Raw genomic sequence first — 19,383 nt, 5'->3', positions numbered from 1 at the left:
GGGAAGTTCCAAGGGATAATTTGCCCGACAACCCCGACCGGTTCATGGCAGGTATAGTTAAAGTAAGGGCCGTTTACGGGAATGGTCTGGCCGGTGATTTTCGTTGTCCAGCCGGCATAATACCGCATATGTTCGATGGCAAGCGGAATATCGGCATTTGCCGTTTCACGGATCGGTTTCCCGTTGTCGAGCGTTTCGAGCTGCGCCAGCGCTTCCCGGTGCTCTTCCATCAGATCCGCCAATTTATACATTAACCGGCTTCTATCGGCAGGGTTCATCCGCGGCCACGGGCCTTCGTCAAATGCTTTTCTGGCTGCTTGTACGGCACGGTCGATATCTTGTTTATCCCCTTCATAGATCGTAGCCAGCGTTTCGCCGGTAGCCGGATTCGGCGTATCAAATGTTTTTCCGGATGCACTTTCAACAAATTGCCCGTTGATGAACATTTTCTTTTTGCCCTGAAGGAAATGCTGAACCCTTTCATCCAACTGCACGGTTAATTGTTCCATTCCAACCCCTCCATTTATGTTAATTTCAAGGAGACAAGCCTCCTTATATACTTGCTTTGTGCACCAGCCTGTTAGCGCTTACATCCATATTCTACTAAATATCAAAAATAGACGCAATAGAAATCATTCGAATAATTTGAACATAATCTGCGGAAAATCGCAAAAATTCGACATACCCCTTTATGAATAATTATTCGCTACTAATTTTCTAATAAAAAATAATTATTTTATCTTTTTATTTTACTAGTTTCATATTATAATCTATATATACATATATTTTAAGAAACGAGGGATAAAATTGACAATGAATGAGAGAATGGCACTAAAAATCCGCCTGGAGCAGCTGGAAGACGCTGAGATTCGGGTTATACAGGAATTCCAAAAAGAACGGGAAAATATTTTTAAAAGATTAAGGGAGCTGGATGAAAATGAAGGCCAGCAGGTAAAAGCATCCGGCAAACCGGAATATGTATCTTTTAATGCGCTTGCGTCCGTCTCGCCGGAAACCTCAGGCGGCGAAGCCCTTACGAATGAAAGAAAGGTGCGGAAATCGCGGTCGTCAAAAAAGGGCAGGTCGGGCAAGATGAGAGAAGAGGCTATCCAAATACTAAAAAACGTTTCGGAACCGATCAGAGGGGCTGAACTGCAGCGGATGATCGAAGAAAAAACCGGCTATAAAATCGCTAATATGACCTCTTTCATGAAATCCGTCGAAAAACTCGATCCGCGTATCCGCAAACCGGACCGTGGGTTGTACGAATTTGTGAATGATACAGCAAATACGGAAGAACCGCATCAGGAAATGGAGCAAAATGAGAACTTGCCGGAGGAAAACGAGGCAGTTACTGAACAGAAGTAAACCGGTATAAAAAATCCCCGGAAACCCGGGGCTGTAAACAACATAAAAGCGGCGGGAACACATCAACTGTGACCCGCCGCTTTTTTATATTTTGATGATCAGATACAATTATGAATTGGATTCTTCCTTCGGCGGATGGGACTGATAAAATTTTTTCTGAATCAGTGTTTGTCCGATCATAAAGAGCCCGCTCACTGTCCAGTACAGCGGCAGAACCGCCGGAGCTGAAAAAGAAACAAAAAGGATCATGATCGGCGACATGAGCATCATATATTTCATTTGTTTCTTCTGTTCCTCAGGAATACCGATCAGTGAAATTTGGGCTTGGATAAAATAAATGACACCAGCGAGAATGGCCATCGGAATATCTGTTTGTCCGAGATTAAACCATAAAAAGGAGTGGGTGGCGATTTCTTTCGAGCCGCGGATCGCATAATAAAACCCCATTAAAATCGGCATTTGGATGATAATCGGCAGGCAGCCCATATTCAGCGGGTTAACGCCGTGTTTTTGATACAACCCCATCATTTCCTGCTGCAGCTTTGCCTGTTCTTCTTTCGTTTTGGCCGCTTTGATTTTTGTCTGCAGCTTATCCATTTCCGGCTTCAAAACTTTCATTTTATCCTGCATGATTTGCTGTTTTTTGAATGTATGCAGCATAAAAGGCATGAGAATCAGCCGGATGATTAACGTCAAAACAATAATGGCAATCCCGTAATCACCATGAAGCAGCTGGGCCGTTGCTTTAATGACAACTGAAAACGGGGCAACAAAATAATGATGGAAAAATCCTCCGCTGTGCGTGCTGTTTGTTGAATTTGAACATGCGCTTAAAACGAACAGCAAACTGCTTAAAACCAATGTAAAACTGAAAAATCTTTTCATGAAATATCCTCCTTTAGTATATTGCACAAATCCTGTCCTTTCTGACCGGTCTTAAATCCGGTTCCGAATCAGGATCTTCAGAAGGATATGTCCGTATTCTGACGCAACTTAAAATCCAAATCGTAAAGAAATTGCACCGGCATTCCGCAGCCGGGCGGGTGTGTACAGTAAAATCCTGCATGACGGCGGCAGGCCTTGCTTCAACAAACGCTGCCGGCCTGATCACAAACCGACTCAAATAAAGAAAACCTGCTGCCAGTACGTAAAATGACAGCGTGCAGACGGCCGGGTCATTTACAAAATCGATGATGTTTTGAATCAAAGCTATTCACTCACTTTAAAGAGATCAGTACAAAGTATACTTTAATTTTGTCTGTTTTACAATCGTAATCATCATTTTACCATACACTGCGAAAGAATCCTAATTTAAGGGAGGGGGAGTATGCCCGGGCAGCATGAAAATGGAAAAATTTTTACGCGCATATAAAACGGGGCTGCCCGGATGGACAGTCCTCAGTTACGCTGTTAGTGAATGTCTTTCTTCTTAAATCTGCCGCCGCGCACTTCTGATATGTTTCCAACCGCGATAAAGGCGCTTTCGTCAAATTCTTCTACAATCGATTTCAATTTTGCTTCCTCAAGGCGGGTGATGACGCAGAAAATGACTTTTTTATTGTCTCCGGTATAAGCGCCTTCCCCGTTTAGATAGGTTACCCCGCGGCCGAGGCGGGCCATGATCGCATCACCGATGTCATACATCTCGTCGCTGATGATCCATACCGATTTGGATTCATCCAGCCCCTGTACAACCACGTCGATTGCTTTTGTGGCGATAAAATAGGTAATGACCGAATACATAGCATATTTCCAGCTGAACACAAAGCCGGCACAGGTAAAAATGAAGAGATTGAGGCCGAGTATGATTTCACCGACAGAGAAAGGAAGCTTTTTGTTTAATAGAATGGCAAGCGCTTCTGTTCCGTCAAGGCAGCCACCCCAGCGGATGACAAGGCCGACGCCGATGCCAAGGATAATACCGCCAAAAACCGTACACAGCAGCAAATCATCCGTAAACACTTTTACAGGGGTCAGCAGGATGGTTGTCACCGACATGATGGAGATGCCGTAAAGGGTGGTCAAGGCAAAAGTTTTCCCGATTTGCTTGTACCCGATATAAAAGAATGGGAGATTTAAGATGAAAATAACTGGCCCCAGTTTCCAGCCGGCAAGGTGGGAAAGGATAATCGAGATGCCGGTGATGCCGCCGTCCAGAATCTGGTTCGGGACAAGGAACAGCTCGAGGGCAACCCCCATAATCATCGCGCCGAGGCTGACAAAGATAAAACGCTGGCCAAGTACCGCCCACTTATTTTTCTTCTGCCTGAATTGGGCATATGTTTTTGCCGTTTCTTCCATATTTTATCCCCTTTCCAAATGTTTTTGTGAAAAAATGTACATTTTACGCATACATAAGCCGTTCCTTTAAGAGCGGCGTTTTCCAAAGCCAAGGATTTTTCCCTGAACCGGAGAACGAAAAAATATTTACAATGAAGGACGCTCCCGATCAAACAGATGAGAAAAAGCGGGCTTTTAACACAGAGGAGAAAATCGGTATAAATATCTATAATATAATTATATTATAAGAAAGTTAAAAAGTGAATGAATATGCATTTCCATGTTGTTTAAATTTTTCCCGGCCGTTTTGAATCATGGGGAAGGGCGCGCTTTTAGGGGCCCAAATTGCCCGTATTGACCGCGGAAATGTTTATAAAAAAAGCCCGGCTCGGCCGGGCTTTTCAAATATCCAATCTATTCTTTTTCCAAGGCGGCTTTTAAAGCATCTGCCAGGCTGTTGCCGAAACTTTCCTCTTTCTTTGTGTATTTTTGCAGCAATTTCTTTTCTTCATGTTTTGACAAAGTTTTTTTCTTTTCGTCTGCTTTTTGGACAATATTGCAGTGGCGGCACTGGAAATAGACGCCGGATTTGCCGTGATGGATCTCCATCTTTTTATGGCAGGTCGGGCAGCGCCTATTTGATAGTTTCGGGCTTTTCCGCTTTGTAAACCGGCATTCCCGGTTTGAACAGACAAGCTTTTTCCCGTCTTTGCCGTTTACTTCTTTCATAAGGGAACCGCATTCCGGGCATTTTGTTCCCGTTAAATTGTGGGCGCGGTATTTTTTGTCACTCGTCCGGATTTCACGGACGAGGCGTACGGTTTCCCGGCGGATGGTTTCCAAAAACTGCTTCGGGTTGCCTTTTCCGCGGGCAATTGCTTCAAGCTGTTCTTCCCATTTGGCGGTGAGTTCCGGCGATTTTAGCTCGTCATTGACAAGGTCGATCAGCTGCTTGCCTTTCGGGGTCGGCACAAGGCGGCCGGACTCACGGCTGATCGTTTCGGAGGAGACGAGCCGTTCAATGATATCGGCGCGTGTTGCCGGCGTCCCGAGTCCGTATTTTTCCATTCTCGAAAGAATATCCGCTTCGGAATACCGTTTCGGTGCTTCGGTTAAATGCTGGCTGAGCCGGATTTGTTCCAGCTTAAATTTTTTTCCTTCTTTGATCGAAAGCAGCGCCGTATTTTCCCGCTCCTGTTCATGGTGCAAAACAGCGGTAAAACCGGCATTTTTCACGGCCATTGTCCGCCCGGTCATGGTTTTTCCGCCTGCTTGAAGTTTAAATTGGACGGTTTCATATTCATAAACCGGATAGAATAGCGCAAGGAACCGTTTTACAATCAGATCATAGATTTTCCGTTCATCGGCAGACAAATCTGATAAGGCCGGGCGTTCATCTGTTGGAATAATCGCATGGTGGTCCATCACCTTCGCATCATTGATGACACGTTTGGCCAGTATTTTACCTTTCCGGGAAAGGATCGGCTGAACTTCTTCTTTGTACGCATCTTTCACCGCAAGCAGCCGGTCGTACATCGTATTTTCCATATCTTTCGTCAAATATTTCGAATCGGTGCGCGGGTAGGTAACGAGTTTATGCTGTTCATATAAGTTTTGCAGCACGTTCAATGTTTTCTTTGCTGTAAAACCAAAACGGTGGTTGGCGTCGCGTTGCAGTTCCGTCAAATCGTAAGGGAGCGGCTGCTGCTCTTGCTTCTGTTTGCGGATCACTTCTGTCACGACGGCAGTCTGCCCGGATAAAGCCGCATGTATGGCATTTGCTTTTTGCTCGTCAAATATCCGTTTTTCGCCATGATGGTCATACGATACTTCGAGTTTTCCGGCGAGCGCTTCAATGGTCCAGTATTTTTTCGGCACAAAAGACTGGATTTCCCGTTCGCGCTCGAGCACCATCGCCAATGTCGGTGTCTGCACGCGCCCGGCGGAGAGCGGATCGTTGTATTTCACGGTTAAAGCACGGGATACGTTCAATCCGATCAGCCAGTCTGCTTCGCTGCGGCAAACGGCGGAGTGGTACAGATTGTCATACTGCTTTGCCGGTTTTAACTGCTTGAATCCGTCTTTAATCGCTTTATCGGTCTGGGAAGAAATCCATAACCGTTTCACCGGTTTTCTCCAGTGCATTTTTTCCAGAATCCAGCGTGCGACAAGTTCGCCTTCGCGCCCGGCATCGGTTGCGATAATGCAGTCTTTGATGTCGCTTCTTTTGCCAAGCTGTTCGATCGCTTTATATTGCGGATAGGTCTGCCGGATTGTTTTAATTTCCATTTTATCCGGAAGAATCGGCAGGTCTTCCATACGCCATTCTTTATATTTCGGATGATAATCTTCCGGCATTTTCAGTTCGATCAAATGGCCGAGCGCCCATGTCACGATATAGCGCGGCCCTTCAATATAACGTTTTTTATTTTCCGTGCAGCCGAGGACGCGCGCAAGTTCGCGCCCGACGCTCGGCTTTTCGGCGAGTACAAGCGATTTCATTGCATAACACCTTTCTTTTATTCCTGTCTGAACAAGTATAACGCATCAAACAGGATTGATAAATCATTTCGTTTCTTCTGTTTTCACAGTGAAAATTTTGAAATGCAAACGGGCTTTTGGTAAAATGGTGGTTTGTAAGAGACAGTGTAACCTGAAAGCCTGCATTATATCTTGCAAATATAATTGGATAGGTGGTTATCAATAATGGAACAAACAAAGCCGTACAGAGTCTTATTGTATTACAAGTATGTTGAAATTGAAAATCCGGAAGCCTTTGCAGCCGAACATTTGCAGTTTTGCAAAGAGACCGGTTTAAAGGGGCGTATCCTCGTTGCCAAAGAAGGGATCAACGGCACCGTTTCCGGAACGGTTGAACAAACAACCAAATATAAAGAAAAGATGCACGCCGATCCCCGGTTCCGGGACATGGTCTTTAAAGAAGATGAAGCAGATGGCCATGCGTTTAAAAAAATGCACGTCCGCCCGCGTAAGGAACTGGTTACGCTGCGGCTTGAAAAAGATATCAATCCGAATGAAAAAACGGGAAAATATTTATCCCCGAAAGAATTTCGCGAGGCGCTGCTGGCTGAAGATACCGTTGTACTGGATGCGCGCAATGATTATGAGTATGATCTCGGCCATTTCCGCGGAGCATTGCGCCCGGATATCCGCGCTTTCCGCGAACTGCCGGGATGGGTGCGCGAACATAAAGATCAATTAAAAGGCAAAAGAATTGTGACGTATTGCACAGGCGGCATCCGCTGTGAAAAATTTTCGGGCTGGCTTTTGGAAGAAGGGTTTGAAGATGTCGGCCAACTGCACGGCGGGATTGTAACATACGGAAAGGATCCGGAAGTGCAGGGCGAGCTGTGGGACGGCAAACTGTATGTATTCGACGAACGGATTTCCGTTCCGGTCAATCGAAAAGAACATGTCGTTGTCGGCCGGGATTATTTTACGGGGGAACCGTGCGAACGTTATGTCAACTGCGCCAACCCGGCCTGCAACAAGCAAATTTTATGCTCGGAAGAAAATGAACATAAATATATGCGGAGCTGCTCGCATGAATGCCGTACCGTACCAAATAACTTATATGTAAAAGAACACGGCCTTACACCGGAAGAAGTGGCTGAACGGCTGCGCCGGATCGAAGAAGAAGACGCGGCGTTAAACCGGTAACCGGTGCGGCTTTTAACCTTACGATCCGAAAAGCGGATGGTGAAAAAGGGCATGGAAACCGTGCTCGCTCCCTGCCGGAACGATTCCTTGCTTCGGAAACGGCATTTTCTTGAAAGAAACAAGGCCTAAAGAGCGGAATGTGAAAAAGAGAAGAAAAACCGGGAACTGCTGCAAACATCCCAGCTCGGGGGCAGGGTTAACAAGCGGTGCGTTCCGGAACAGAGAAAGGATTTGGTGCAACTGGGCCAAATCCTTTTTATCTGCCTGTTTTTTGTGTAAAATGGGGAAAAATGGGCATCTTTGCCGCTTCATACGCGGTATGGCAGAGGATGAAAATCAGCGGGCAATATTTTCAGGATAGAAAGAAAGGCGGGATTTGGATGTGCGGGAGGTACACGTTAACGGCATCTGTAAATGAATTGGAAGAAAGGTTCCATGCCAAAGCTTCTTTTTCAAGCAGTGAATATGCCAAAAGTTATAATGTCGCGCCTTCGCAAATGGTGGCTGCCGTGATCAGCGCCCATGGGCAGTACAGACTCGGTTTTTTAAAATGGGGCTTGATTCCTTCCTGGGCAAAAGATCCGAAAATCGGGCATAAGATGATCAATGCCAGAAGCGAAACCGTATTTCAGAAACCGGGTTTCCGGGAGGCAGTGAAAAGGCGGCGCTGCCTCATTCCGGCCGATTCTTTTTTTGAGTGGAACCGAAAAGACGGCACCCGGGCGCCGATGCGGATCAGGCTTAAGAACAGGGGCATTTTTGCGATGGCCGGGCTTTGGGAAAAATGGATGGACCAGGAAGGGAATCCGGTCTTTACTTGCACGATTTTAACGACAAAGGCGAACAGGATGATGGCAAAAATTCACGACCGGATGCCGGTGATTTTACGCAGGGAAGATGAAGAAAAATGGCTGGACACATCGGTCACTGAGGCGGGCCGGCTGTTGCCACTCCTTTCGCAGTATGATGCAGACCTAATGGAAATGTATGCCGTATCTGAACGCGTCAATTCGCCGAAAAACAATTTTCCGGAGCTGTTATTGCCAAAAGATTAAATTTTTTGTTGAAATGTTGTGGCAAAAAGTTTATCATAAAGGTGACAATTTCATGAACGTAACCACAGGGGGAGCGTTAAGCTGAGAGTGAACGCCATGTTCTGACCCTTTGAACCTGTCCGGTTAATGCCGGCGTAGGGATGTGGAATTTCTTTTGTCCTCCCATGGTTCGTTATGTTCATGCATACCAAAAGGGGGATTTTTTTATGGGCAAATTAAGTTTACAGGCTATGATTGAAGCGGCTATTTTTGCGGCGTTCGCGCTCGTGTTGGACTTATTGCCGTCCATTAAGGTGACGTCCGCGATTTCTCTGTCGTTTGCCATGCTGCCGATTTTTGTGGTCGCTTTTCGCTGGGGATTTAAAGCAAGTGTTGCTTCCGGATTTATTTGGAGCCTGCTGCAGATCGTCACCGGTGATGCTAATGATATTCTTAACCCGCTTCAGGGCATCATGGAATATCCGGTCGCTTTTTCGTTCATCGGGTTTGCCGGGCTTTTCCGGCCGCTTGTCGAAAGAAGCTGTCGTCACTATAAAAAGGGCACGATGACTTTTTGGATATGCCTTTCCGTTCTTACCGGAAGTTTTGCCCGCTATTTCTGGCATTTCGTAGCCGGCGTGATTTTTTGGGGTTCCTATGCGCCTAAAGGACAGTCGGCGTTTCTCTATTCTCTCATCATGAATGGCGGCACGATGATTGGGAATGCGATTTTATGCGCAGCTGTTGCGGCGATTCTCTTGAATGCCGCCCCGCAGCTGCTGACAAAATACCGCAATCCGCACAGGCATGCGGCATAAAAGCAACTTGAAAACGGCAAGGCCAACTGCGCCTTGCCGTTTTCGCTGAAGGAAAGAGGCTTCATGGTAACAGGCGCCTTGTAAAGCCGGCAGTCCGGTTTTTACTGCTTTTTCGGTTGATGATAGGAGGCTACGGGTAATGCTTTCGAGAAACGGGAAAAGATAAATAGAAGGAAAATGAAAGAAAGGGGATTTTATGGACAAAGACATTCATCACCCGTTTGGCCACCGGGTCATCCCGATGACTTCGATTGAAAGCGGAACAGGCAGAGAATTGCTGCCGGATCTCTATTGCCTTACCATCCAAATTGTCAATGTGTGCCTGATCGGCAGGGCCGGAACCGATGCATTTGTTCTCGTGGATGCCGGCATGCCGGGTTCTGCCGAAGCGATATTTTCAGCCGTGCGGGCACGCTTCGGGGAAAAGGCAAAACCAAAAGCGGTTTTACTGACGCACGGCCATTTTGACCATGTCGGAGCGATTGCGCCATTATTGGAAAAGTGGGACGTGCCGGTTTTTGCACATCGATTGGAGTTGCCCTATTTAACCGGGCGTGAAACGTATCCGGATCCCGATCCGTCCGTTGAAGGCGGCCTGCTGGCGAAGATTTCCATGATTTATCCGAATGAACCGGTTGATCTTGGCCATGCTGTCCAGCCCCTTCCCGAAGACGGGACGGTCCCATTTTTGCCGGGCTGGAAATGGATCCATACGCCCGGCCATTCGAGAGGGCATGTGTCGTTCTTCAGGGAAGCAGACAGCGTGTTGATCACGGGGGACGCATTTATCACCGTCAGGCAGGATGAATTTTGGAAAGTGCTGGTGCAAAGGCAGGAAGTAAACGGGCCGCCGCGCTATTTTACAAATGACTGGAAAGCGGCCAAACGCTCAGTTGAAAAATTAGCTGCCTTAAAGCCGGAAACTGCTGTTTGCGGCCACGGGATCCCGATGTCTGGCTCCGGCTTGCGGAAAGGGCTTGAGGCCCTTGTATCCGGATTTGATGAAATCGCGCTCCCGGATCACGGGAAATACGTAGATGGCACACAATAGGCGGTTTGTTCATTGCTTCCTTCCCCGCAAAGGTTTACAATAATTTGTAAATGGATGGATATAAAGGGGCGAGAAAATTGGAAGTCAAAGATTTTATGATCCGGGATGTTATTACGGTAAAAAAAGAGACAACGATCCGGGAACTGTTAAAGGTGCTTGCCCACCACCGGATCGGCGGCGTACCGGTCGTGGACGCGGAAGGAAAGCTGCTCGGTATGATCAGCGACGGGGATGTCATCCGCTTTTTGCAGCCAAAGGCACGGACCGTTTACGATTTTTATATTACGATCGTGGTAAATGAGCAGGAAGACTTTAATGAAAAATTGGTGCACAGCCTGGACTTCCCGGTGGAAAAGATTATGAAACGGCGGGAACTGTATACGGTAAGGCCTGAAGACGATTTTGAAAATGCGCTCAGGATTCTGGCAAAACACCATTTTAAAAAGCTTCCGGTCGTCAATCAGGCAGGGCGTGTTGTCGGCGTCATCTCAAGAGGCGATATCATGCGCCAGATTACGGATAAATTGCTCAACAGCTAAATCGCAATGTTTAGACCGGCCTCCCCGGGGAAGACTATACATAACAGTCTTTCGGGGAGGTCAAATCATGAACGGAACTTCAATGCCGCAATCTCCTGAACCGTTGTGGCGCAAAACGGTCACGATGCCGCAATTTCCATCGTTAACGCAGGATATGGAAGCCGATGTGGCCGTTGTGGGTGCCGGAATGGCCGGGATTGTAACTACCTATTTGCTGGCAAACGAAGGGTATAAAACGATCCTGTTTGATGCCGGATCCATTGCAAATGGCACAAGCGGGCATACGACGGCAAAAATCACCGCACAGCACGGGCTCATTTATGATGAATTGATCCAGCATATAGGAAAAGAAAAAGCATCCCTTTATTACAAAGCAAACGAAACAGCTGCATCGTTCATTGAACAAACGATCCTGAAGCACGGGATCCGCTGTGATTTTTCGCGGCAGGATGCCTTTCTCTATACCAATTCCGATGCATATATTGAAAAACTGGAAAAAGAAATGCAGGCGTATGAAACCCTCGGCATCCCGGGAGAATGGATCGGTTCGCTGCCGGACGGGATTCCCGGGAAAAAAGCGGTGAAAATGGCCTGGCAGGCACAGTTCCATCCGCTTTCGTACTTAAAAGCACTGATTGAATATTTAATGGACAAAAATGTCCCGATTTTTGAACAAACCACTGCGAAAGATATCGATTTTGGCAGCCCATTAAAAATCAAAACGGAAAAAGGGCATACCATGACGTGCAAATACATTTGCATCTGTACACACTATCCTTTTTACAATGCGAAAGGCTTGTATTTCTCAAGAATGTATCCGGAACGTTCGTACTTGCTTGCCGTGAAACCTGTAAAACCTTTTCCGGGCGGCATGTACATTAATGCGGAGCAGCCGTCGCGTTCATTCCGGGAAGCGGAAGGAGCCGGGGAAAAACTGCTTTTGGTCGGCGGAGAGAACCATAAAACCGGCCACGGGGAACCGGAGATCCGCCACTATGAAGCATTGCAGAAGTTTGCAGAAGAAACATTCGGAATCGGGGCATTCTGCTGCCGATGGTCAGCCCAGGATATGACCACATTGGATAAAATCCCTTATATCGGCCCCATTACCAAAAATGAAGAAAGGGTCATGGTCGCAACCGGATTCCGCAAGTGGGGGATGACCGGCACCCATCTCGCCGCCATGCTGATGCGGGACCGGATTATGCAAAAAGAGAACCCTTATGCCGATATCTTTTCCCCGCAGCGTTTTGAAGCGGATCCGATGGTCAAAAAATTCATCTCTGCGAATACCGACGTTGCCGGGCAGCTCGTCAAAGGAAAACTTGACATGCGGGATCAATCTTTAGATGCGTTAAAAAATGACGAAGGGGCCGTTGTCCGTATTAACGGAAAGCGGGTAGGCGCCTACAAAGACCAGGACGGGAACCTCTATCTGGTCGATACGACATGTACCCATATGGGCTGTGAAGTGAAATGGAACTCGGGAGACCGCACATGGGACTGCCCGTGCCACGGTTCGCGGTTTGCTTGTACAGGCGAAGTGGTAGAAGGGCCGGCGAAAGAACCGCTGAAAAAAATCGATCAACAGGACTAAAGTGCTGCAAACACCGCCGCAATTCGACGGTGTTTTTCTGCTTCTATGCGCGAATTCGTGACTTTATGCCTATGTTACAAATTTTTCACGGGATTACAAAGAAGCGTTTTTGTGTAACCAAATCAACATTTTGCCGTTATCCGCCTGTTAAATCCGTGTGTTAGGATTTACGGTGTTGGCACAAAAGCCGGCAAAAAGAGGAGGTTACAATTTATGAAAAAAGCAGTATCAGCACTTGCAGCTGCGGTGACCATCACAAGCGTAATGGCTGTCAATGCACAAGCCGCAGCGCCGGATACTTATACCGTAAAACCGGGGGATACACTTTGGGGGATCTCTCAAAAATACAATACATCCGTTAAAACATTAAAACAAAATAACCAACTTTCCACCGAAATGATTTATCCTTCACAAAAGTTAACCATTTCCCCGAAAAACGTTTATGTCATTAAAGCCGGTGACACGCTGTCGGATATCTCGAAAAAATACGGCGTGCCGGTTGAACAAATAAAAGAATGGAACGATCTGTCATCGGATGTCATTTTCCCGCATGATCAAATCGTGATTCGTTCCAATCCGAACAGCAAAGTGACAGTAAAAGAACGTGCAGCGGAAGTTTCCGTCCAGCCGCAAACAAACACGGAAAATGCAAAAGTGGACGTGAAAAAGCCGACCGTGCACGTGGAATCTTCCAAAGAGGCGGCTCCAAAACCGCAGGGAAAAACGATGACCGTCACCGCGACCGCTTATACAGCCAATGATCCGGGCTGCTCCGGCGTTACAGCGACAGGCATCAATGTTAAAAATAATCCGAATGCAAAAGTGATTGCCGTCGATCCGAATGTAATTCCGCTCGGTTCAAAAGTATATGTCGAAGGTTACGGGACCGCTGTTGCAGGCGATACGGGCGGAGCCATCAAAGGAAACCGTATCGATGTCCTCGTCCCGGATTCAGGAAAAGCCGCCAACTGGGGGCGCCGTACGATCCAAATCACCGTACTGGATTAACAGGCGTACGGATGGGGATCCGTTACTTGCACCCGAAACATTCAACAGGCACAGCAAAACAGAAAACAACCATTCAGGAAGTGACAATGAACGATGGGGGAAATACCGCATTTTGAAACACCGCCCGGCCGGGTAAATCCAGTGGAAAAGGATTTACCCGGCCGGGCGTTTATTTTTTCTTGGCAGCGTGTGAAAAACATTGTAAAGTAGAGCTAGAAAAAGAAAGGAGTGATCTGTTTGTCTTTTCCTTTGATCATCGCTGAAAAACCTGACCAGGGGCGCACCCTTTGCTCGGTTTTTCCGCATGTGAAACGGGAGGGGTATATTGAAATCCGCCCGAATGAGATCTTCCCGGAAGGCGCTTTCTGCACATGGGCGATCGGCCATTTAACCCAGCTCGCCCCGCCGGAACATTACAATCCCGCCTGGAAGCAGTGGAAACTGGAAACGCTGCCGATCCTCCCGGAAACATTCAAATATGAAGTAGCAAAGTCAAAATACAAGCAATTTCAAATCGTCAAAAAACTGGTGAAAGACGCGCGTGTGACAAATATTATTCATGCAGGCGATGCCGGCCGTGAAGGGGAACTGATCATCCGCAACATCCTTCATTTGTGCGGCGCCAAAAAACCGCTGCGGCGTCTGTGGATCTCGTCTTTAACCCCGCAGTCGATCCGGGAAGGGTTCCGCCATTTATTACATGATGAAGACACCCGCCCTTTGTATGATGAAGCATACGCCCGCGCCTGTGCAGACTGGCTGGTTGGCATGAACGCCTCCCGTGTCTACAGCCTGCTTTTAAGGCAAAAAGGCATGCGCGATGTCTTTTCGGTCGGTCGCGTCCAGACACCTACGCTCGCTTTAATCGTAAAAAGGGAGCTGGAAATTGAACATTTCAAGCCCGAACCGTTTTGGGAAGTCACCGCAATGTTTCAATTTGATGACAAACAATACGAAGGCAAATGGGTGAAAGATGGCGAATCGCGTTTGAATGACCCGGCCATGGCAGCACGGATTGCCGCATTTTGCCGCCAAAAACCGGCGGAAGTTGCAGAATTGAAAAAAGAAAAAAAGGAATTCCAGCCTCCGCTGTTGTTTAACTTGTCATCTTTGCAGGCAGCCGCGAACAGGGCTTTTCAATTTCCGCCGAAAAAAACGCTTGATCTTGTCCAATCCCTCTACCAAAAAGGGATCGTTTCCTATCCCCGTTCCGATTCCCAATATGTGACAAAAGGGGAAGCCGAAACTTTTCCCGGTATTTTGGAAAAACTATCCGCCTGCCCGGAATATGCTCCGTATTTCCCGCTTCCAAAGCGTTCCATCCTTCAAAATAAGCGTTATGTAAATGAGAAAAAGGTTTCCGACCACTACGCGATAATTCCGACCGAACAGGTTGTGGCACCAGGCAGTCTTCCGGACGGTGAGAAAAAAATTTATGATATGATCGTCCGCCGCCTCATTGCTGTCCATTACGGCAATGCCGTTTTTCATTATACGACGGTGAAAACGGTCGTGGACAGCCGTGCAACATTTCTTTCCAAGGGCACGCAAATGGAAGCGGAAGGCTGGCGCAAAGTCATTTTTTCGAAAGAAAAGGAAAAAGATGGCATTTTGCCGGATGTAAAGCAGGGGGAAAAAGGGGTTGTCATCGATACAAACGTCAAAGAAGGCAAAACGCAGCCGCCGAAACGGTACACGGAAGGCCAGCTCATCACGCTGATGAAAACGGCCGGAAAATATATTGAGGATAGGGAACTAGAAAAAGTCATGGCGGAAGTGGAAGGGCTCGGTACGGAAGCAACAAGGGCCGGCGTCATCACCATTTTAAAAGACCGGAAGTATATTGAGGTGAAAAAGAATCAGGTCTATGCCACTGATAAAGCGAAAGTGCTCATCCGTGCCATTGGCGGCAAAATTCTGGCTTCTCCGGAAATGACTGCAAAATGGGAAAAACGGCTCCGCGAAATCGGGAAGGGGGCGGCAGAAGCAGCCGCTTTTATGGAACAGACGAAAAAGCTGTCCAGAAAAATTGTGCAAGATGCTGTTCAGGCAGCGGCCGAATGGGATTTTTCCGGCTTAAAAACGGATGACATTAAAAGGCCGGAATCAAAATATACAATCGGGAAAAGAGCCGGCAAATGCCCGGCATGCGGCGGCGACATTGTGGACAAGGGCGATTTTTACGGTTGCAGTGCCTATCGGAAATCAGGCTGCACCTTTACGCTGTCAAAATCGATCCTTGGCAAGAAAATCAACCTGGCCAATGTAAGGAAACTGCTGGCCGGTGAAGAAACAAACATGATCAAGGGATTCCGAAAAAATGGCAAAACCTTTGATGCAAAATTGAAATGGGAGGACGGGAAACTCCGGTTTATTTTTGCAAAGCAACAAACCGGCCGTTGATTATTCAGGGGCCGGTTTGTGCGAAGCTTGTTTTTTCTTCCGGCTCACGAAAACGGCAATGGCAATGATGATCACCATGACGATGAAACTGGCATAAAACCCGGGGCGGATTTCTTTTTCCGCCAGTGTCCCGCTGATCGCAAGCAGCAGGAAAAGGATACCGGCTATGGCCGTGATTTTTCCGCCGCCGTTTAGTTTTAAGACGCGAAAAGCCGAAAGGATAATAAATAGCCAGTTCATCAGCAGCAAAATCCCGGCTGCTGTTGTAATGTATTCATAAATTTTCCCCGGCAGCAAAAGGGCTGTAATAATGGAAAGAACCAGGCCGCAAGCCGCAAGCCCGAGCGAAGGAAGCGGAAGGTTTTTCCATTTTTTTATTTTTTTGCCGAACCATTTTGGCGCATCCCCGTCATTCGACAAGGTTACGAGCAAATTGGTAACCCCGAACAGCGCGGCCGTCATCGTCGAAAATCCGGCAATGATAATGGCGCCGTTAAAGACGTGGGGGAAAAAGGTGAGATGATAGTCCGCCATTGCCTTGACAAACGGACTTTCTTTATCATTAAAAGCCGTATAGTGTTCCATTGTGACGGCAAGCCCGAGCGAGACCACGTAAATCATCGTTAGAACGACTAGCATGATCGATCCGGCTTTCGGCGCATCTTCTTTGTTTTTCAATTGCATCGCCATCAGCCCGATCACTTCAATGCCGCCAAACGCATAAAACGCATAAATGAGCGAAGCCCAAAAGCCTAACGCGCCATGGGGAAAATAGCCGTGGAGACCATCAGGGAGGCACCCGCCCGTTCCCCGCCCGCCGTCAATCCAACCAAAAAGGGCACAAAAGGCAAGCAAAATAAACATGATGATGGCGGCCGTTTTGATGACAGCGAGAATATTTTCCACCTTATCAAAACCTTTTGTGCCAAGCAGGACAACAACAATGGAAAGGGCTGCGTAAATGGCGGCCAGTATCCATAGCGGCATTGCATGAAACCAGAATTTTGTTAAAATGGACAATGCGGTCAGCTGGCTCCCCATAATAAGCACATTCGAACACCAGTAATTCCAGCCGCAGCTGAATCCTGCCCAGTTGCCGTAAGCTTTTTTTGCATAATAACAAAACGAGCCTTCGTGTGGGTCGCGTGCCGTCATTTTCGCAAGCGCGCGGAAAACAATATATGTACCGGCGGCCGCAATCAGGAATGACAACACGATAGAAGGGCCTGTCGTTTTGATCCCGATACCCGATCCGAGAAAATAGCCGGTTCCGATCGTACAGCCGACACCGACAAGCGAAAGCTGCCACCACGTCAGGTTGCCGTTTTTTGTCGCTTTAGATGGTTGCTTCTGGTTGCCCATCCCGGTTCCCTCCTTTACCTTACATACTGTTTGATAAAGCAGGCCGGTTTATGTACAAGTCCTTGATGCTTCTTAAGACAGAAGCGTTTTGATCCCCTGCACGCCGAAATACAGGCCGAATCCGATTAAAGACGCGCCGGAAGCGAGGGAAATGATTTGCAGTGTCCGGTGATTGAAATAGCGCCGGAATCCGCCCGTCAAACCGGCGATGAACACATCCCAGATGGCAAGTCCCACAAAAATCATGCTGCTGTATGCCAGCAACATGCCCGTCCCGTAATGGCCGGCGGTTTTGGCAAGGACAGACCCGTATATGCCAAGCCAGAACAAAATGGATAAAGGACTTGTGATCGACATGATAAATCCTGTTAAAAAGCATGCGGCAAGCGGATCTTTCTTCCGGTATAAATCAACGGTGATCGTTTTTGAGCTGATTACACTTTCCACGCCGGTATAAATGAGGATAAATCCGCCAAACAGCCAGAGAAAGACCTGCACCATTTCAATATTTAAAAACCGGACAAGCCCCAAGTACACTGCCGCCATAAAAATGCCGTCCGCGATCATCGACCCGGTCCCGACCATCCACGCATGCCAAAAACCGTTTTTAATGCCTTTGTCAATGCGCGCGGAATTGACCGGCCCGATCGGCGCAGCCAAAGAAAGCCCGAGAAACACATAGCCGGCAAAAAGGCCGATGTCCACATCCCCCACTCCTCCCGAGGAAAACTTGTACATTTTATGCACGGGCTTGCCTTTTCATGTATGCCATGCCTTGACAAAGCGTGTTACCCGTTCGCTTTTCCGCCACCAACAGTGAAAACCTAAAAGGAAGAGAAACGTTTGATACAGCAGGCAAGCGGGAATAAAAAAGGGAAGAGAAAGGGGGAAGACGTTTGTTACATCTGTATAAAAACAAGGAAAACAACTGGAAATGGTATCAGCTGGAAAGTGCGGACGAGAAAGAAATCGCACGGATTATTGATGAAAACGAGGAATGCAAAACATGGATTAAAAATATAAAAAATGATGATACAAACACTTTAAAGATTGATACGACCCAAAATGACCGGCCGTTTGTCGAAGGCTCGCTTATTTTTGACCAGCACACGATCAACCGTGAGGAACATGATATGTTTCACTTTTACATCACCGAAAAAACGCTGTTGACGGTAGATCTTGATTTTTCCAAGCTGAAAAATACGGAAATCGAAAAAGTCATCGGGCAGATGGCCTATTCCCGCAATGCCATTGAGGCATTTTTTATTATCATCGGCGCGATCGTAAACAATTACCTAGATAAAATAGACGAATTTGAAATTAAATTAAACGAACTGATCTGGGAGATCCAGAAAAGGAACAATATTGACACGCTTGATAAAATATACGAACGCCGCCACGAACTGCTCGTCTGCCGGAATTTGATGATCCCGGTGAAAGAGATATTATACGGCATGCAGGAAGGATTTGGCACTGATATTTTGGAATACCCGCAAGTCCGGCAAAGGGTCATGAAAATCGAAAGATGCCTTGCGCTTTTGCAGGATTACCAACAGGAAATCGATACGCTGCTCAAAGTGGAAGAAGTGGTTTCAGGCCACAGGGGAAATTCGATTATGAAAACTCTGACCGTTTTAACGACGCTGTTTACCCCGATTTCCGCCTGGAGCGCCTTATGGGGCATGAACTTTAAAAACATGCCGGAACTCTCCTGGCGCTACGGCTATATTGCAGCGCTCGGCCTGATTGTCGTAAATACCATCCTGCTTTATATCTATCTGTACCGGAAAGGATGGACAGGCGATATTTTAAAAGGGAATAAGAAAAAAACATTATTTAAATAGCCCTTGCTGAACGAATCCGATTCTGAGTTTGTACCCAATTTGTCAGTAAGTTCTAGAAGAATCCATCTTTAAAAATACGATTCTGTCTTCTCTATACATTGAATCAGCTTTCAAGTGCAAGCTTTTCCCTGTATTCTTTATAAAACCCTTGTATTAAATTTATGCCAAAGCTGTCAGCACCCTTGCCAAATCTAGGAATTTTGGTTATTTTTGCAAGCCCTATGTGAAGAAAGCCTGGAAAATTGACGGCCTTTCTTCACATAGGACTCGTCTACGTTAAGGAAACAAGCAAAAACGAGGCTCTTCCTTCACATAGAGAGCGTCTACGTTAAGAAAGCGCGAAAAAACGAGGCTCTTCCTTCACATAGAGCGCGTCTATGAGTCAAGTCCAGGTTATT

Annotated in this window: 16 protein-coding genes and 1 riboswitch; of the genes, 10 read left to right on the top strand and 6 right to left on the bottom strand. The window is 47.1% G+C overall.

All coding sequences use genetic code 11. The features are described 5' to 3' along the window. Window positions 1-509 (bottom strand): aldehyde dehydrogenase family protein (locus P9687_RS02020; RefSeq protein WP_328228856.1); only part of this gene is annotated, 509 nt, incomplete at its 3' end. A 304-nt stretch (window positions 510-813) separates the two neighbouring features. Between P9687_RS02020 and P9687_RS02015 the strand changes: the two genes are divergently transcribed. Beyond that, window positions 814-1,368 (top strand): Rok-like winged helix domain-containing protein, encoded by a 555-nt coding sequence (locus P9687_RS02015; RefSeq protein WP_225620986.1) that lies wholly within the window; start codon window positions 814-816, stop codon window positions 1,366-1,368. Window positions 1,369-1,476: 108 nt separating this feature from the next. On the opposite strand, the gene yidC is transcribed toward P9687_RS02015, so the two are convergent. The 3 genes from yidC to P9687_RS02000 form a co-directional block, all read right to left on the bottom strand. Further along, window positions 1,477-2,253, bottom strand: coding sequence for a membrane protein insertase YidC (yidC, locus tag P9687_RS02010; protein ID WP_035188566.1), 777 nt, complete (start codon window positions 2,251-2,253; stop codon window positions 1,477-1,479). Window positions 2,254-2,778: 525 nt separating this feature from the next. Further along, window positions 2,779-3,669 (bottom strand): YitT family protein, encoded by an 891-nt coding sequence (locus tag P9687_RS02005; RefSeq protein ID WP_017550806.1) that lies wholly within the window; start codon window positions 3,667-3,669, stop codon window positions 2,779-2,781. A gap of 393 nt (window positions 3,670-4,062) precedes the next feature. Continuing rightward, window positions 4,063-6,150 (bottom strand): DNA topoisomerase III, encoded by a 2,088-nt coding sequence (locus tag P9687_RS02000; RefSeq protein ID WP_168986004.1) that lies wholly within the window; start codon window positions 6,148-6,150, stop codon window positions 4,063-4,065. A gap of 204 nt (window positions 6,151-6,354) precedes the next feature. Between P9687_RS02000 and trhO the strand changes: the two genes are divergently transcribed. The 8 genes from trhO to P9687_RS01960 all read left to right on the top strand — a co-directional run bounded on the left by trhO (window position 6,355) and on the right by P9687_RS01960 (window position 15,779). Next, window positions 6,355-7,329: an oxygen-dependent tRNA uridine(34) hydroxylase TrhO gene (gene trhO, locus P9687_RS01995; protein WP_035188893.1), complete on the top strand. Its 975-nt coding sequence runs from the start codon at window positions 6,355-6,357 to the stop codon at window positions 7,327-7,329. A gap of 380 nt (window positions 7,330-7,709) precedes the next feature. Next, window positions 7,710-8,384, top strand: a complete 675-nt coding sequence (locus tag P9687_RS01990; protein ID WP_046720820.1) for an SOS response-associated peptidase — start codon at window positions 7,710-7,712, stop codon at window positions 8,382-8,384. Between the two features lie 57 nt (window positions 8,385-8,441). Continuing rightward, window positions 8,442-8,542, top strand: a riboswitch (TPP riboswitch). A gap of 48 nt (window positions 8,543-8,590) precedes the next feature. After that, the gene (thiT, locus tag P9687_RS01985) at window positions 8,591-9,181 is read left to right on the top strand and encodes an energy-coupled thiamine transporter ThiT (protein WP_035188896.1); all 591 of its coding nucleotides are present in this window, start codon (window positions 8,591-8,593) and stop codon (window positions 9,179-9,181) included. A 196-nt stretch (window positions 9,182-9,377) separates the two neighbouring features. After that, window positions 9,378-10,232 carry an MBL fold metallo-hydrolase gene (locus P9687_RS01980; RefSeq protein ID WP_014098422.1) on the top strand — a complete coding sequence of 285 codons (855 nt, stop codon included), beginning with the start codon at window positions 9,378-9,380 and terminating at the stop codon, window positions 10,230-10,232. Between the two features lie 77 nt (window positions 10,233-10,309). Further along, window positions 10,310-10,771: a CBS domain-containing protein gene (locus P9687_RS01975; RefSeq protein ID WP_014098421.1), complete on the top strand. Its 462-nt coding sequence runs from the start codon at window positions 10,310-10,312 to the stop codon at window positions 10,769-10,771. Window positions 10,772-10,838: 67 nt separating this feature from the next. After that, window positions 10,839-12,368, top strand: coding sequence for an FAD-dependent oxidoreductase (locus P9687_RS01970; protein ID WP_035188900.1), 1,530 nt, complete (start codon window positions 10,839-10,841; stop codon window positions 12,366-12,368). Window positions 12,369-12,581: 213 nt separating this feature from the next. Next, complete coding sequence (locus P9687_RS01965; RefSeq protein WP_026683477.1) at window positions 12,582-13,376, top strand: 3D domain-containing protein; 795 nt, start codon at window positions 12,582-12,584, stop codon at window positions 13,374-13,376. Between the two features lie 237 nt (window positions 13,377-13,613). Beyond that, complete coding sequence (locus tag P9687_RS01960; RefSeq protein WP_328228855.1) at window positions 13,614-15,779, top strand: DNA topoisomerase III; 2,166 nt, start codon at window positions 13,614-13,616, stop codon at window positions 15,777-15,779. Here P9687_RS01960 and P9687_RS01955 read toward each other — a convergent pair whose 3' ends face one another. Both P9687_RS01955 and P9687_RS01950 read right to left on the bottom strand, forming a co-directional pair. Continuing rightward, window positions 15,780-17,141: an amino acid permease gene (locus P9687_RS01955; RefSeq protein ID WP_017550815.1), complete on the bottom strand. Its 1,362-nt coding sequence runs from the start codon at window positions 17,139-17,141 to the stop codon at window positions 15,780-15,782. It abuts the gene before it with no gap. Between the two features lie 72 nt (window positions 17,142-17,213). Continuing rightward, window positions 17,214-17,846, bottom strand: coding sequence for a LysE family transporter (locus P9687_RS01950; RefSeq protein WP_017550816.1), 633 nt, complete (start codon window positions 17,844-17,846; stop codon window positions 17,214-17,216). 191 nt (window positions 17,847-18,037) lie between these two features. Between P9687_RS01950 and P9687_RS01945 the strand changes: the two genes are divergently transcribed. Next, the gene (locus P9687_RS01945; RefSeq protein ID WP_035188906.1) at window positions 18,038-18,985 is read left to right on the top strand and encodes a magnesium transporter CorA family protein; all 948 of its coding nucleotides are present in this window, start codon (window positions 18,038-18,040) and stop codon (window positions 18,983-18,985) included. Window positions 18,986-19,383: the final 398 nt, after the last annotated feature.

The organism is Weizmannia sp. CD-2023 (assembly GCF_036225245.1).
Lineage (GTDB): Bacteria > Bacillota > Bacilli > Bacillales > Bacillaceae_C > Weizmannia > Weizmannia faecalis.
Note: the sequence above shows the minus strand (reverse complement) of the source record. Positions and strands in the feature narration are given on the sequence as shown.

Bases quoted from the DNA above. Each gene is read 5' to 3' on its own strand.
- P9687_RS02000 (WP_168986004.1), bottom strand. From the start codon at position 6,150: ATGAAATCGCTTGTACTCGCCGAAAAGCCGAGCGTCGGGCGCGAACTT.
- P9687_RS02015 (WP_225620986.1), top strand. From the start codon at position 814: ATGAATGAGAGAATGGCACTAAAAATCCGCCTGGAGCAGCTGGAAGAC.
- P9687_RS01965 (WP_026683477.1), top strand. From the start codon at position 12,582: ATGAAAAAAGCAGTATCAGCACTTGCAGCTGCGGTGACCATCACAAGC.
- P9687_RS01990 (WP_046720820.1), top strand. From the start codon at position 7,710: ATGTGCGGGAGGTACACGTTAACGGCATCTGTAAATGAATTGGAAGAA.
- P9687_RS02005 (WP_017550806.1), bottom strand. From the start codon at position 3,669: ATGGAAGAAACGGCAAAAACATATGCCCAATTCAGGCAGAAGAAAAAT.
- P9687_RS01955 (WP_017550815.1), bottom strand. From the start codon at position 17,141: ATGGGCAACCAGAAGCAACCATCTAAAGCGACAAAAAACGGCAACCTG.
- P9687_RS01970 (WP_035188900.1), top strand. From the start codon at position 10,839: ATGAACGGAACTTCAATGCCGCAATCTCCTGAACCGTTGTGGCGCAAA.
- trhO (WP_035188893.1), top strand. From the start codon at position 6,355: ATGGAACAAACAAAGCCGTACAGAGTCTTATTGTATTACAAGTATGTT.
- P9687_RS01980 (WP_014098422.1), top strand. From the start codon at position 9,378: ATGGACAAAGACATTCATCACCCGTTTGGCCACCGGGTCATCCCGATG.
- yidC (WP_035188566.1), bottom strand. From the start codon at position 2,253: ATGAAAAGATTTTTCAGTTTTACATTGGTTTTAAGCAGTTTGCTGTTC.
- thiT (WP_035188896.1), top strand. From the start codon at position 8,591: ATGGGCAAATTAAGTTTACAGGCTATGATTGAAGCGGCTATTTTTGCG.